The organism is Geothermobacter hydrogeniphilus, from assembly GCF_002093115.1.
Classification (GTDB): domain Bacteria; phylum Desulfobacterota; class Desulfuromonadia; order Desulfuromonadales; family Geothermobacteraceae; genus Geothermobacter_A; species Geothermobacter_A hydrogeniphilus.
This window is the reverse complement of record NZ_NAAD01000001.1, coordinates 360,514-374,418: the sequence shown is the minus strand read 5'-3', so window position 1 is coordinate 374,418 and position 13,905 is coordinate 360,514. Positions and strand designations below refer to the sequence as shown.

The 13,905-nt window shown below is 59.0% G+C and carries 10 protein-coding genes and 2 tRNA genes; all 12 read right to left on the bottom strand.

The features are described from left to right. Nucleotides 1–12: 12 nt before the first annotated feature. The 12 genes from B5V00_RS01760 to B5V00_RS01705 all read right to left on the bottom strand — a co-directional run bounded on the left by B5V00_RS01760 (nucleotide 13) and on the right by B5V00_RS01705 (nucleotide 13,875). A complete protein-coding gene (locus tag B5V00_RS01760; RefSeq protein WP_085008892.1) occupies nucleotides 13–1,317 on the bottom strand; it encodes a tRNA nucleotidyltransferase/poly(A) polymerase family protein in 1,305 nt (434 codons plus the stop codon). A gap of 46 nt (nucleotides 1,318–1,363) precedes the next feature. Next, a complete protein-coding gene (locus tag B5V00_RS01755; RefSeq protein WP_085008890.1) occupies nucleotides 1,364–2,665 on the bottom strand; it encodes an aminotransferase class I/II-fold pyridoxal phosphate-dependent enzyme in 1,302 nt (433 codons plus the stop codon). Between the two features lie 723 nt (nucleotides 2,666–3,388). Then, nucleotides 3,389–3,463, bottom strand: a tRNA-Gln gene (locus tag B5V00_RS01750). 70 nt (nucleotides 3,464–3,533) lie between these two features. Next, nucleotides 3,534–6,053, bottom strand: a complete 2,520-nt coding sequence (locus tag B5V00_RS01745; protein ID WP_085008888.1) for a sensor domain-containing protein — start codon at nucleotides 6,051–6,053, stop codon at nucleotides 3,534–3,536. 157 nt (nucleotides 6,054–6,210) lie between these two features. Further along, nucleotides 6,211–7,608 (bottom strand): glutamate--tRNA ligase, encoded by a 1,398-nt coding sequence (gene gltX / locus B5V00_RS01740; protein WP_085008886.1) that lies wholly within the window; start codon nucleotides 7,606–7,608, stop codon nucleotides 6,211–6,213. A 112-nt stretch (nucleotides 7,609–7,720) separates the two neighbouring features. Continuing rightward, nucleotides 7,721–8,524, bottom strand: a complete 804-nt coding sequence (gene amrB, locus B5V00_RS01735) for an AmmeMemoRadiSam system protein B (RefSeq protein ID WP_085008884.1) — start codon at nucleotides 8,522–8,524, stop codon at nucleotides 7,721–7,723. Nucleotides 8,525–8,539: 15 nt separating this feature from the next. Next, nucleotides 8,540–9,361: a sulfite exporter TauE/SafE family protein gene (locus B5V00_RS01730; protein ID WP_085008881.1), complete on the bottom strand. Its 822-nt coding sequence runs from the start codon at nucleotides 9,359–9,361 to the stop codon at nucleotides 8,540–8,542. A 486-nt stretch (nucleotides 9,362–9,847) separates the two neighbouring features. Continuing rightward, a tRNA-Cys gene (locus B5V00_RS01725) sits at nucleotides 9,848–9,921 on the bottom strand. Between the two features lie 78 nt (nucleotides 9,922–9,999). Then, nucleotides 10,000–10,308 carry an MTH1187 family thiamine-binding protein gene (locus tag B5V00_RS01720; protein ID WP_085008879.1) on the bottom strand — a complete coding sequence of 103 codons (309 nt, stop codon included), beginning with the start codon at nucleotides 10,306–10,308 and terminating at the stop codon, nucleotides 10,000–10,002. Continuing rightward, nucleotides 10,308–11,126 (bottom strand): secretin N-terminal domain-containing protein, encoded by an 819-nt coding sequence (locus B5V00_RS01715; protein ID WP_085008877.1) that lies wholly within the window; start codon nucleotides 11,124–11,126, stop codon nucleotides 10,308–10,310. The genes B5V00_RS01720 and B5V00_RS01715 overlap by 1 nt, the downstream gene beginning before the upstream one ends. Next, entirely contained in the window at nucleotides 11,123–12,475 is a 1,353-nt protein-coding gene (locus tag B5V00_RS01710; RefSeq protein WP_085008875.1) for a PQQ-dependent sugar dehydrogenase, read from the bottom strand. The genes B5V00_RS01715 and B5V00_RS01710 overlap by 4 nt, the downstream gene beginning before the upstream one ends. A 128-nt stretch (nucleotides 12,476–12,603) precedes the next feature. Beyond that, a complete protein-coding gene (locus B5V00_RS01705) occupies nucleotides 12,604–13,875 on the bottom strand; it encodes a GGDEF domain-containing protein (protein WP_172399575.1) in 1,272 nt (423 codons plus the stop codon). Nucleotides 13,876–13,905: the final 30 nt, after the last annotated feature.

Below are 13,905 nucleotides of genomic sequence, written 5' to 3'. Positions count from 1 at the left end.
GAGGAGGTCATTCTAGGGAGCAGACTCGCCTTTGTCAATGGCTTTTTGCTTTCCCCTGAGCAGGTGCGCTTCGGCTTCACGAGGGGTCTTTATCTGTTCAAGGATCTCCATCCGGCGCAATTCCGCCAGAGCCCGACCGAGTTCCGGGCCGGGGCTGAAACCGAGGCGGTCCATCATCCTGGCAACGGGGATCAGCGGTTCGGGCGGCTCCTTGTCCATGTCTTTCAGTACTCGCGGGTCAAGGCGGTCGAAATGAAGGTGACGGGTCGGCTTCGAAACGCCGTCAAGCAGCAGTCCGAGCAGGCTGACCCGGGGGTTTCCCGGCAGGTCTTCCAGCCAGAGTCGCTGAGCACGGTGGCGGCGTGGACAAGGCAGGCAGTCACCGATTCGCAACAGACCGTTCAGGGCGGTCGTGTTGCGCCTGCCGAGACGCAGGCGGTCAGCAGCCTGCGCGCCGCGTGCCCTGCCCGCTCCCGGAGTTCCGGAGAGCATAAGATGCAGTTTCAACAGCGCCAGACGACTGAAGTTGTTGGCAACGGTTCCCGCGGCGAGCTCATGTAGCCAGGCCGGTCCCTGGCTGAGCGTTCGCTCCAGCAGGTCAAACTGCCGCGCAAGCTGACGGCCGGAATCGGCAGTACAGGAGAACCCGAACAACACCGACGACAGGTCGAGACGGACCCAGAGCGGCAGGATGCGACTGCTGCCCGCGACGTTCAGGATAACGGCCAGTTCGGCATGAATCCTCTCGCCGGGGATCCCGGACAACAGGCCGGCGTCGCGAACCATGGCAGCTTCGGTCCCGGTTGCCGGGACGAGGTTGAACTGCAGGGCAAAGCGAACGCCGCGCAGAACGCGCAGAGGATCATGACGCAGGGAATCGGGACTGCATACCTGCAGACGCCGGTCGCGGATATCTTCCCCGGCACCGCAGGGATCAATCAGGGCCCAGTCTCTGTCACCCAGCTTCACCGCCATGGCGTTGAGAGTAAAGTCGCGATCAGCGAGATCCGCCTCGATGGTGGCGGCCCGCAATGGAGAAAAATCGTAACTGAAGGCTTCGCGGTCGTTTTTCAAGACCACCCGACTCTGGCAACGTTGCCGGTCAAGCCAGAACCAGCTTCCCCCGGTGTGCCTGGCGAATTCCCGCGCCAGGTCGGTCGGATCACCGTCGGTTGCCAGGTCGACATCCTTGACCGGCTGCCCGAACCGCCAGTCACGCAGAGCGCCGCCGACCAGAAAAACCGGGATCTTGCCGGTGTATTCCAGCAGGGACCGAAATCCCGGGAGGGAAAGCATGTCATGCTGAAGCTTGTTCATGATTGTTAACAAAAAGGGGCCCGCGTCAGCGGGCCCCTTTTTGTTGTCACTCGATGTCCTTGACCGCCTGGTAGATCAGGCTGAACAGTTCGGGGATATCCTCCTCGGCGATACAGGAGAAAGCGACCCGCAGGTCCGTCGAACCGATCGAGATGGCTCCGACTCCGTACTTGTCAAGCAGATGCAACCGCAACTTCTCGGCATCGACCGTCTTCAGCCTGAGACACATGAAATAACCGGAGTTGAAGGGGTAATAGCTGAACGCGTCGGCATACTCACCTCGGTCGAGCACTTCCTTGACCTTGAGAGCCCGTCCCTTCATGGTCTGGTACTTGGCCGCTTTCTGGGCAAGGAAGTCAGCCGACCTGAGGGCCTCGATCACGAAGGTCTGACTCGGATGGGGACAGTTGGAAATCGTCGCCCGGATGATGCCCATGGTCTTCTTCTCAAGCGCCGTCAGCAGGTTGTCCTGCCCACTTGTGCCGGCGGCAAAGGTGATAAACCCGGTACGGAAACCCCAGACATACTCTTCCTTGGTGGCGCCATCGAGTTTGACCGCCAGCACCCGCGGATGCAGGTTGGCGAGACGGCCGAAAAGCGATTCGGTCAGGGAGTCCTCGTAGAAAAGCCCGAAATAGGCATCATCGGTCACGGCGATGATATTGCAGCCCGACTCGGCCACCTCGACGATCGCTTCGACAATCGCCTGTCCTTCGGCTTCGGTCGGAGTGTAGCCGCTCGGATTGTTGGGGAAGTTGAGCAACACCAGCGCCTTGCCCTTTTCGTCGGCAGTTTTCCGCAACTCGGATTTGAAAGCCGCGACATCGAAGCCGCCGGCCTCGGTGAAGGTATTGTATTTTCTGATCACACCACCGCGACGGACGCTGAAGGTCAGGTTGTAGTTCCCCCACATCATGTCGGGCATGACCAGATGGTCACCGGCGTCGACAAACATGTCGGCAACGATCGCCAGCCCATGGGTCAGGGCGTTGGTGACGACAGGGTTGCTGAACTGCCGCCCCTGGAGCGAGGGATTTTCCCGCAGCATCTTCTCGCGCCAGAGCTTCCGCAATTCAGGTTTACCCGCAGGTGGCGCGTAGGGATAGATATCCTTCGGATCGAAAGCTCCCAGCTTGTCCTGGATGCATTGCAGGTACATGGGACCACCGTCTTCGGTGGCGATACCGATGGTGGCGTTGAATTTATGGGCTTTTTCCTTGGCTTCCGCCGACTGGGTCAGGATGCCCCTGGGGAAAAAGAGATTACGGCCGAGGTCGGAGAGCATCTCCAGGACCCGGGGGTTGTCCTTGGCAATCAGCTCGTTGAGTTCCTGCGCCAGCGGATTCATTGACTCCTCCAGTTGAAAAAATGGGGTTTGAATGATCGGCGGCTATTAAAACAGCCCCTTACGGGGTTGTCAATCTTCACGGACGAACGGTTCCCTGACGTGTAAAAGGATCTCTTTTGCCGGAAAACCCGGCAGGGAGAAACGGCTTTACTTGCGTTTCGCAAGGAAGACCAGCCCGGTGATCAGCAGGCCGACCAGCAGGATGAACAGGATATTGGCAAACATCATGATTTCGTTCCTCCTCTGTCGAGCAGTGTTTCTGACAGTGTAGCCGACAAAACCACAAGTGGTTATAAAATTCTTTGCAAAGCGCCGAGGTGATGTACCAGCCCACACCACAATCTCAAGGCGCCGGATTTTTTATCAAATCAAGGCGCTGTCTCGATGAGTGTGGAGGCGTAGCGTTCGCTAGGTCGCACACACAAGCGAAGCGAGCCTGCAACGCAGAATGATCCTGAATCAGTGAGCCCCTTGTGCGACAGGTTCCAAGCCAATATCCCACACCACAGTTTCAAGGCGCTGGATTTTTCATCAAATCAAGGCGCAGGCTCGATGAGCGCGGAGGCGTAGCGGCAGCTACGTCGCACAAGCGAAGCGAGACTGCAACGCAGAGTTGATGAAAAAGCCGGCGCCCTTAACAAAAAAAGGTGGAGTCGATGACTCCACCTTTAGCTCCCCCTCAGGGAAGCCGGTTTCTATATGAACAGCCGAAGCTGTAATGAATGGCTGGGGTGGGAGGATTTGAACCCCCGAATGGCGGAGTCAGAGTCCGCTGCCTTACCACTTGGCGACACCCCAAAAGCGGAGTCGATTTTTATCAGACATCACCGACACGGTCAAGAGCTTTTTTGGATTTTTCCGCCACCATTCAGTAGACCATCAAGGGGCGCAGAAAAGTTCGAATTTTATCGGCTGGAAGCGGTTTGCTGAAAAGGAATCCCTGACCCTGCTCACAGCCTCGTTCCTTGAGAAAAAGATACTGTTCCTCGGTTTCGATCCCTTCGGCGATCACCTGCAGATCCAGACTGTGCGCCAGGGCGACAATGGCCCGGACAATGGCCTCATCCTCACCGTTGACGGTCAGATCCTTGACGAAGGCCCGGTCGATCTTCAGGGTCGTGAGCGGGAAGCGTTTCAGATGGGCCAGGGATGAATAGCCGGTACCGAAGTCATCGATGGCGAGATGGACGCCGAGGGCCGCCAGCTGGGCCATGATGAAAATCGCCGTTTCAACATCATCCATGACCATACTTTCAGTGATTTCCAGTTCCAGGAAACCGGGGTCCAGGGCAGTCTCTTCCAGAACGTCGGCAACCATCTGCACCAGGTCGCCCTTGAGGAACTGACGGGCAGAGATATTGACTGTGATGCGGACCGGACTGAAACCGAGAGTCTGCCAGCGCCTGTTCTGGCGGCATGCCTCTCGCAGCACCCATTCCCCCATCGGCACGATCAGCCCGGTTTCTTCTGCCAGGGGGATGAAATCTCCCGGCGGGATCATCCCCCGCTGCGGGTGATTCCACCGCACCAGGGCTTCCATGCCGCGAACATGGCCGGTGAAAAGATCGATCTGCGGCTGGTAGTGCAACACCAGTTCCTGTTGTTCAATGCCGCGCCGCAGACTGCTTTCAAGCAGCAGCAGTTCGCAGGACCGTGCATTCATGTCCGGGGTATAGAACTGATAGGTATTTCGTCCGTTCTCCTTGGCACGGAACAGGGCGGTATCCGCTGCCCGCATCAGGTCTTCGGCATCGGCGCCGTCTTCGGGATAAACACTGATGCCGAGGCTGCCGGTCACGCAAAGCTGGTAGGAATCGATTTCCAGGAGCGGCGAAAGGGCCTTGTGGATTTTGCGCGCGACGATATCGATATGGGCCACATCCTGGATCTCTTCAAGGATGATGACGAATTCATCTCCCCCCGACCGCGCCACCAGGTCGGAGTCCCGCAGGCACCGGCGCAGCCTGTCCGCAACCCTGCACAGCACCCGATCACCGAGATCATGCCCCAGGGATTCGTTGATATTCTTGAACCGGTCAAGGTCAAGCAGCAGCACCGCGGCCCGGTTGCCGGTCTTGCCGGCGGTCTGCATGGTCTTGCGCAGGCGGGTATAAAAATGATCACGATTCGGCAGGCTGGTCAGAGTGTCATGCTGAACAAGATAATTGAGTCGCGTCTCTTTTTCCCGCAACTGCTCTTCGGCTTCGAAGAGATAGGTGATATCACGTGACGACTCAATAATGCCGCACAGTTCTCCATCCCGGTTGCGATAGGGGGAGGCCTGCACCTCGAATATTCGCTGGCTGCCATCACCGGCGGCCTGATAGTGAACAACAGTCACCGGGTTGCCGGTTCGCTTTACCTCCGCAAGCGGACAGGGATGATAATCGTCACAACAGGGAGCCTCCTGGCGGTGAAAATACCGGTAGCAAAGTTCCCCGTCCCGCGGGGTCCCCTGCCCCGCTTTGCCGGCCGCGCGGTTCATCATCAGGATCCGGTAGTCAAGGTCGACCACGATCAGGGGATCAACCACCCCGTCAACGACCGTCTGCAGGAACCATCTTTCATGTTCCAGGGCTTCACGATTTTTTTTGTAGTCGGTAATGTCCTGAACAAGGGCGATACCGTAATCGGGACGTCCCTGGGCATTGTAAATCCAGGTGGCGGAAACAGCTCCCCAGACAACGTCACCCTGTTTGTTGAGGAAACGTTTCTCAATATTGATATGCCGGTGCTTACCGTCACGGATCTCGTTCATAATACGCGCGGTTTTGTCAAGATCATCCGGATGCGTCAGGTCAGCGACCGTCATGCCGCGCAACTCCTCGCTGCTGTAACCGACAAAGTCGCAGAAAGCCTGGTTGCTCTGCAGGAAATAACCTTCCGGCAGCAGGATGTTCATGCCCGTGGCGGCATATTCAAAAACCTTCTTGAAGCGTTCCCTGCTTTTGCGAAAAGCGGATTCGGCATCGTGCAACAGGGTATTGTCGTGGGCAATGACAATACAGACGGTCGCTCTCTGAACGATGGCCAGGGTCAGGCGGGCTTCCCCGGGGAAAGTTCGCCCATCCCTGCAGCGGTGTTCAGCCTCGAAATAATAATATCCCTCTTCGGCCAGGATCCTGGCAACTGCGGAAAAATCCTCCTGCTCACAGCCGATCAATGAAGCGATGTTGAGATTGCGCCATTCCTCTTCCTGATAGCCGTAACACTCGGCGGCCGCGCGGTTGGCAAGGCGCAATCGCCCATTTCGGGTGGTGATCCAGGCGGGATCGGGGATCGCGTCAAGAACTGCCCGAACCGAATTCCAGCGACTGCCCGGCGCTCCGTGGGCTTCACGGGTTTCGGACGTCTTTGATGTGGCGGTGGGAATCAGGGTGTGCGGCATAAACCTTTCCTTGCGTCAGGGATGAAAGCGTTGTGCGCTCCCCAGTCATACTCATGTCGACGCAACGGAGAAGAAGGTTTAGGCGGGAGATTGACAGATACAGCCACGCCCGGAACGAGATCGTCCCGGGCGTGGTGCATGGTTGACAAAAACGGAATCAGACCAACAGGTCAAGCGCCTGTCCAAGCCGTGCCAGAACCTGTTCACGGCCGAGCAGTTCAATCAGCAGGAACAGGTCCGGACCGCCGCGACTGCCGGTCATGGCGACCCGCAGCGGCTGGGCTCCCTTGCCGAAACCGAGGCCGAGTTGTTCGAGGACAGTGCTGAATTCGGTTTTCAAAGCGGCGGCAGTGAAATTGTCGCAGGCGGCAAACCGGTCCTGCAGCAGCATGAACAGTTCACGCTGTGCCGGAGTGATGAATTTAGCCTGGTCGGCAGGGTCGTAGAGAACCTGGTCGCGGTAGAAAAAGGCCGCGTTTTCAGCCATCTCAACCAAGGTTCGCGCCCGTTCCCGCAGGGCTGTGACCACCGCGATCGGGTCAGGTCCGCCACCGGTCGACAACCCGAGTTTTTCCAGCTGTTCCACCATCAGCGGCGCCAGCCGGGCCGGATCGCCGTGCTTGATGTAATGGGCGTTGAGCCAGAGCAGTTTTTCCGGATTGAAAACCCCGGCGGCACGACCGACATGATCGAGGCTGAACGTCTCGACCAGTTCTTCACGACTGAAAATTTCCTGGTCGCCATGCGACCAGCCGAGACGAACCAGGTAGTTGACCATGGCTTCCGGAAGAAAACCCTGGTCCCGGTAGGCCATCACTGAAGTGGCGCCATGCCGTTTGGACAACCGGGTCTTGTCGGAACCGAGAATCATCGGCACGTGGGCAAATTCCGGCACCGGGTAGCCGAGAGCCCGGTAGAGTTGGATCTGGCGTGGGGTATTGTTGACATGGTCATCGCCGCGCACCACCAGGTTGATCCCCATCTCGGCATCATCAATGACAACCACCAGGTTGTAGGTCGGTGTGCCGTCGGTGCGACGGATAATCAGGTCGTCAAGTTCTTCATTATTGAAAGCGATGCGGCCCTTGATGCGGTCGACAAAGGCGGTTTCGCCCTCCTGCGGGGCCTTGAAACGAACCACGTGCGGTCGATCGGTCGGTTGTTCGCCACGATCCCGGCAGGTACCGTCGTATTTCGGCTTACGGCCTTCGCTGATCGCCGCCTCCCGTTTGGAGGTCAACTCTTCGGCACTGCAGTAACAGCGATAGGCCTTGCCCTCGGCGAGCAACTGATCGATCTTCTGCTGGTAAAGGTCGAAACGGTCGGACTGGTAAAGCGGACCTTCGTCGTAATCAAGCCCCAGCCAATCCATCGCCTGCAGGATGGCATCGACCGATTCCCGGGTGGAACGTTCCACGTCGGTATCCTCGATCCGCAGCACGAAAGTGCCGCCTTGCTTGCGGGCGAGCAGGTAATTGAACAGCGCAGTACGGGCCCCGCCGATATGCAGGTAGCCGGTCGGGCTGGGAGCGAATCGAACACGTAGATCGGACATCGGTTTTCTCCGGAAAAGAAGGCTGAGCGATTGTCGGAGGGCATGCATGAACGTGCCGCCCCGGGTGCCGCCCGCTGTTTATACTGCAGTCGGAATTGATTGGCAAGACCGTTCAGAGAATGGTGATTCCGGCATAGCCGACAACATCGGACTGGTCACCGGTCACGTCACCGGAGTTGGCGTAACGGACCAGTTCAGCGCGTCCGGCACCGAGTTGTGTCCCCGCCGCCAGCAGAACCACCGTCGGCAAAACCCCGCACATGGAGATCCGTTCGCGGCGCACCGTCCGGTAGAGTCCTTCAGGGTCAAGGGCGAGAATCCGGTCGATGGCCAGCTGGTCTTTGCGCCGGGCAACGGCGCCGGGCTCGTAATGACTCATGTCGCTGCTGGCCAGCAGCAGCGGCGGCTTCCTCTGCCGGGCACAGGCAGCGGCGAGACCGTCGGCGATGGCAAGCAGGTCGTCCAGCCCCAGCTGTCCAAGGCAGATCGGCACGATTTCCACGTCACGGCGGAGGACCTGCAGAAAGGGCAGCTGGACTTCGAGAGAATGTTCATGCCGATGGGCGAGACTGTCCGCGCTCAACAGTGGACAGTGAGCCAGAATGTCAGCGGCCAGAGACGCGGCAACCGGGGTTGTCCCCAGGGGGGTCTGCCAGCCGCCGGCGGCATAGACGGCACCGGCATGGCCGAATCCGTGATGGTTGGGGCCGAGGATGACAACCTGAGGGGGGATCTCGATGCGGGAAAAGACCTCCCCGGCGACGGCACCGGAATAGATGTAGCCGGCATGAGGGACCATAGCGCCGACAACACCTTGCGGAGCAGCCTCGGAGGACACGAAGGACGTAACCTGCCGGTAAAGGTCATCCCGGTCGCGGGGATAGAATTGTCCGGCAACAGCAGCCTGACGCAACATGAATTCTCCCGTTTGTCAGAACAGAACCTGGTAACCCATTTTCAGGCCGACCAGGATCAGCAGGGCGGCAAAGGCTTTGACCATTTTATCATGCGGCAGGCGACCGGCAATACGGACCCCAAGCCGCGCAAAAAGCATCGCAAGCGGGGCGACCAGCAGCACAACCAGGAGGTTCACGTAGCCGAAGGACCAGGGTGGAAGTCCGGGCTCGCCGCTGCCGGTGGCGATGTAGGACAGCATGCCCGCCAGGGACGACACCACGATCAGGGCACTGGAATTGCCGACCGCGAGATGGATCGGCAGTTGGACCAGGATGACCATCATCGGCACCGCCACCACGCCGCCGCCGACACCGAAAAAAGCCGAAAAAGAACCACCGCAGAGGCCGACCAGGACCAGCATCCAGGGAGGAACCCGAGTGCTGCGTTCAGGGGGCAGATAATTGCGTGCCACCAGCATGCGGCCGGCCACCAATATCTGCATGCCGGCAAACAGCAGTTGCAGGTTGCGACCGTTCAACCCCGCGGCCAGATGTGATCCGGCAACAGCGCCGACAACGCCGCCGATGGTGAGAAACCCGACCTGCCGCCAATCGACGTTGCCGCGTTTACGGTGACCGAAGGTGCTGCTGATCGCCGTCGGCAGGATGATCCCGAGGCTGGTGCCGAGGGCGAGATGAACATAATATTCGGGCGGAAAGCCGATCAGCGGAAAAATATGCAGAAACAGGGGCACCAGGATGATCCCGCCGCCGATGCCGAGCAGACCGGCGAGCAGGCCGGCGGCGGCGCCGAGCAGGATGAAGAGGACGATGAATCCGGGAGTAATCAATTCCATGCGGAGTCCTCACACCGGGTTACATGAACAATCGGCCAATTCCCCGGCGGCAGCTACGTCGCACAAGCGAAGCGGGTCTGCAACGCAGAGTTGATGAAAAAGCCGGCCAGCAAAGGTTCAACAACGGTGATCAGACCCATATCCGCACCACCGTCTCGAGGCGTCGGATTTTTTATCAAATCAAGGCGCAGCCCAATGAACGCGGAGGCGTAGCGGCAGCTACGTCGCACAAGCGAAGCGGGTCTGCAACGCAGAGTTGATGAAAAAGCCGGCCAGCAAAGGTTCAACAACGGTGATCAGACCCATATCCGCACCACCGTCTCGAGGCGTCGGATTTTTTATCAAATCAAGGCGCAGCCCAATGAACGCGGAGGCGTAGCGGCAGCTACGTCGCACAAGCGAAGCGGGTCTGCAACGCAGAGTTGATGAAAAATCCGGCGCCATCAACAAAAAAGCCAGCCCGGATGGGGCTGGCTTTATCTTTAGTGGAGGCCCCGACCAGATTCGAACTGGTGATGGAGGTTTTGCAGACCTCTGCCTTACCACTTGGCGACGGGGCCGTCACGACCTCTCCGGCCGTGAAAAGTGCGCTATTGATAACAAATCCCCTCCCCCCTGTCAACAGGAAAGGAGACGTCTCAGGAATCGTCCAGAAGCTTTGTGACAACAGCCACTTTGCCCCGCATGGAATGGCTTTCGGAGTCACGTCGATCGTCAATTTTGATCAACGTCGAGACCCTGGAGACCCCTTTGGCGAAGGGGGCTTCGTGCATCTTCGCAATGACCGCGAGAATCTCGTCGAGATCGCCCTCGATCACTGTTCCCATCGGGTTGAGCTGGTGCTTGAGCCCGCTGTCCCGCAGGATGCGCAGACATTCGGCGACATAAGCGGAGACAGAAGGATTGGCCGTACCGAGAGGAGCGATACTGACTTCGACAATAGCCATCAGGGAACCTCCTTGAGACGGTCAACCTTGATCCAGATATCCCGGACCTGATCACGATGACCGGCCTTATAGGTCAACATGGCACGGCCCGCGTCACTGCCGTCGGACATGGATGTTGCAAGATTGGTCCAGACTCCGAGAGGAACCTGGATGACGCTGGCCGCCTGCTGAAATTCAACGGTCTTGCGTTTGGCGGCGGAGTCGAGAGCCTCCATTTGCGGGGTCAGTCGCAAGCGGACCATCTTTCCGCGTAATGAGGGTTCGACCCAGAACCCGGTACTCACCTTGCGGTACTCAATATTTTCACCAAAACCGAATATTTCGCCGGCGAAAAAACTCTGACTGGTACTGAACGGCTCATCCCGGCCGACCTGCAGAAACCCTTTTTGTCCATCCTCGATCCGCAGGCTCTGGATGACCGAACGGCGGCTGTTGCCGATGGTGCGCCCCGGCTTGGTGGACAGTGTTGTCGAATCGCCGTCGCCGGCCGTCCCCAGGGTACGGCCCCTGCTCGGTGTCTGGTTATCGCTGCGTCGCTGACGGACCTGGATCAGGAACTGAGGGACAGCGGTATCAAGGCCATTGACAAGTTCCGCAATCAGTTGAATCTCGTCCTTGCTGCCGCGCACCACCAGTTGCTGGCCGGCGCCGCTGATGCGGGTCTGTTCATCGACAAGCGGCTGCAGCAACGGCAGCAGTTCCCCGGCAGAACGGTGCTGCAGCTGAAAAACACGGCCCTGGTCTGCCAGGCCCGGTCCACCTGACAACAGGAACAGAAACAACAGAGTGATGGTCAGGAAAAAATTCTTGCAGATCATGACTGACTCCGAGGCAGGACAATGCGATAGATGACACCGGCCAGGTCATCACTGAGATAAAGCGCGCCGTCAGGACCGACCAGCGGGGCAACCGGCCGACCCCAGGCGCGTTCGTTGACCAGCCACCCGCGGAGCAGGTTGCGGGGCGGACCAGCGGGCCGTCCCTGCTGAAAAGGGATTGCAACCACTTTATAACCGGTCGGGACAGTTCGGTTCCACGATCCATGGTAGGCCACCAGCAGGGACCGGCGGATCCAGGGGGCCGCCCTGAGACCATCTCCGAAGGTTATTCCCAGGGGAGCTGAATGAGCCGGCAGATCGACCTCGCTCGGCTGAGTCTGACGACAGCGAAGCTCACTACCGAGTTCGGGGTCCGGAACCCGGCGGCCATAGCAATAGGGCCAACCGTAGTCACCGCCGTCACGCAGCAGGTTGATTTCATCGGGCGGCAGGTCGTCGCCGAGCAGGTCGCGGCCGTTGTCACTGGCCCAGATTTCTCCACTGACGGGATCAAGAGCCAGGCCGACACTGTTGCGCAAGCCAAAGGCGAAGATACGCCCCCGGCCGCCGGTCGCCGGGATTTTCAGGACCGTCGCCCGGCGCGGATCTTCTTCAAGACAGGCATTGCAGTCTGAACCGACGGAGACATACAGGCTCCCGTGGCCGTCCGCCAGCAGGGACCGGGTCCAGTGCCCGCCGCCGGCGGGCAAATCACTGGAGACAATATTTTTCTGATCGGCACGCAGGTCACCATCGAGATCCCGCAGGCTGACAACCTTCCCGGTTTCGGCGACGAACAGGGCGCCCAGGTAGAAATCAAGCCCATGCGGCCGGTTCAGACCGTCGGCAAAGACCACGGAACGATCCGCCCGACCATCCCCGTCTTTGTCAGGCAGGGCAAGAACGCGTCCCTCCCCGGGGAGGCTGACAAAGAGTACGCCCTGACGATTGAATTTCAAGAATCGTGGTTTTTGCAGGCCCGCGGCAAAAACCGTAATCCTGGTTCCGGGCGGAGCGTAAAGTTCATGTCGCGGAAGGGTGTCGTCAGCTCCCAACGGAACAGGAACCAGCCCGTCAGCAGTTTCCGTTCGAGGAGGAATCGAACCTGACGAGGGCGGCCAGACCCGGTTGCCGGCGGCGAAGGCCAGAAAAGCAGCCAGCGGCAGAGCCAGGAACAGATAATAGCTGGAAAAGTGCTTCAGCAACCCGGAAAGACCGATGGAGAGAAGTAAAATCGGCCCCAGCCACCAGAATGGGGAAAGGAAAGGAAACCGCTCCAGACCGACACCGGCAAAGACCCCGACAGCCAGGATCAGGGTAAAGAGGATGAAATGAAAACTTCGCGGCATAGTTGATGTCCCGCCCCCGGGTTCTGGCCTGAATCCGTGAGTGCAGGTCAATGACTTGTGCTGTCCGCCGACAAGGGACTCACAGATTCAGGCCCGGGACAAGCTTACCACATGTCGCGGCGAAATTTTCAGGCGGACATGATTCGCGCCGGATGATCCGGGGGGTCAATTGCCTCAGACCCGACTACGCAGTTGCAGCCCTGCTGCTTGGCCCGGGCGAGAGCCTCCATGGCCCTTTTCAGGGCCGGTTCAAAGGAAGGTTCATGCACTTTGACAATGGCCAGGCCGATGCTGACGGTGACCTCGATTTCCAGGTTGTCGACAACAAAGGGTGCGCTGCGTACCTTTTGGCAAAACCTTTCGGCGGCGGCCTGGGCACCGCTTCGCGTACTGGCCGGCAACACAACCAGAAATTCCTCGCCGCCATAACGACCGAGGGCATCGTAGCCGCGCAACTCACCGGCAAGCCGCTGCGACAACCCACGCAGAACATCGTCTCCCGCCGCGCGTCCATATTCCTGGTTGATCAGGTGCAGGTGATCAACATCGATGACCAGCAGTGCCAGGCAGTTTTCAAGGGCCTGTTCCTCAAGACGCTGCATACGGGAAATTTCGATGCCGGCGCGTTGCAGAATTTCCCGGCGGTTCGCCACCCCGGTCAACTCATCGAGGATCGTTGCCCGACGGATTTCATCCTGTGCCGCCTGCAGACGTCTTGCCGCCTGGCGGAGAAAAAGATAGGAAAGCCCGAAGACTCCGAGGAGCACCAGCAACAGCAGCAGCACCGAGGCAATGACTCCGGTCAACAGATCCTGCCGATACCGGGTCACATCGCGATAAATCTCGAAACAGCCGATCACCTGACCGTTTCCGACCCGGATCGGAATATAACTTTCCACCACATCGACGACCGATGGCCGCGGTTCTCCGGGGCGGGAGATTTTTTCATGCTGGACCAGTTGCGAGTCGGGTGTCCCCTTGAGGGCCCGGTTGAGCCGATCATTGCCGAATTCATTGGTTCCGATCAGGCTCCGGTCACTGCTGTAGAGGACAACCCATTCGGGGGAGAAGATCGTAACCTTGACGATGTTGAAGGGCTTGAGGGTCTGACGCAGGCGCTGGTCGAATTGCGCCAATCGGTCCATGTCGACCGCCAGGTCGATCTGGCCCTGAGGTCCGGTCCGCAACAAGCTCGCCGCTTCCCGGTGAAGCAGGTCATTTCCGGCCTGGATAGCATCTTTTTCAGCGATTTGAACCAGTTGCCGTTCGAAAACCTGGTAGATTCCACTGCCGACCAGGATCAGAATGACCGAGATGGAAATCATGGCAACGATGACCATCAGCTGCAGCAGCCTGGATGGCTGACGTGGCGTGGTAGTTACGGACGAACTGGTTTTCATGACCGCTCCCGAAAAAATGGCCTTCAGCCC

Bases quoted from the DNA above. Each gene is read 5' to 3' on its own strand.
- B5V00_RS01760 (WP_085008892.1), bottom strand. From the start codon at position 1,317: ATGAACAAGCTTCAGCATGACATGCTTTCCCTCCCGGGATTTCGGTCC.
- B5V00_RS01755 (WP_085008890.1), bottom strand. From the start codon at position 2,665: ATGAATCCGCTGGCGCAGGAACTCAACGAGCTGATTGCCAAGGACAAC.
- B5V00_RS01745 (WP_085008888.1), bottom strand. From the start codon at position 6,053: ATGCCGCACACCCTGATTCCCACCGCCACATCAAAGACGTCCGAAACC.
- gltX (WP_085008886.1), bottom strand. From the start codon at position 7,608: ATGTCCGATCTACGTGTTCGATTCGCTCCCAGCCCGACCGGCTACCTG.
- amrB (WP_085008884.1), bottom strand. From the start codon at position 8,524: ATGTTGCGTCAGGCTGCTGTTGCCGGACAATTCTATCCCCGCGACCGG.
- B5V00_RS01730 (WP_085008881.1), bottom strand. From the start codon at position 9,361: ATGGAATTGATTACTCCCGGATTCATCGTCCTCTTCATCCTGCTCGGC.
- B5V00_RS01720 (WP_085008879.1), bottom strand. From the start codon at position 10,308: ATGGCTATTGTCGAAGTCAGTATCGCTCCTCTCGGTACGGCCAATCCT.
- B5V00_RS01715 (WP_085008877.1), bottom strand. From the start codon at position 11,126: ATGATCTGCAAGAATTTTTTCCTGACCATCACTCTGTTGTTTCTGTTC.
- B5V00_RS01710 (WP_085008875.1), bottom strand. From the start codon at position 12,475: ATGCCGCGAAGTTTTCATTTCATCCTCTTTACCCTGATCCTGGCTGTC.
- B5V00_RS01705 (WP_172399575.1), bottom strand. From the start codon at position 13,875: ATGAAAACCAGTTCGTCCGTAACTACCACGCCACGTCAGCCATCCAGG.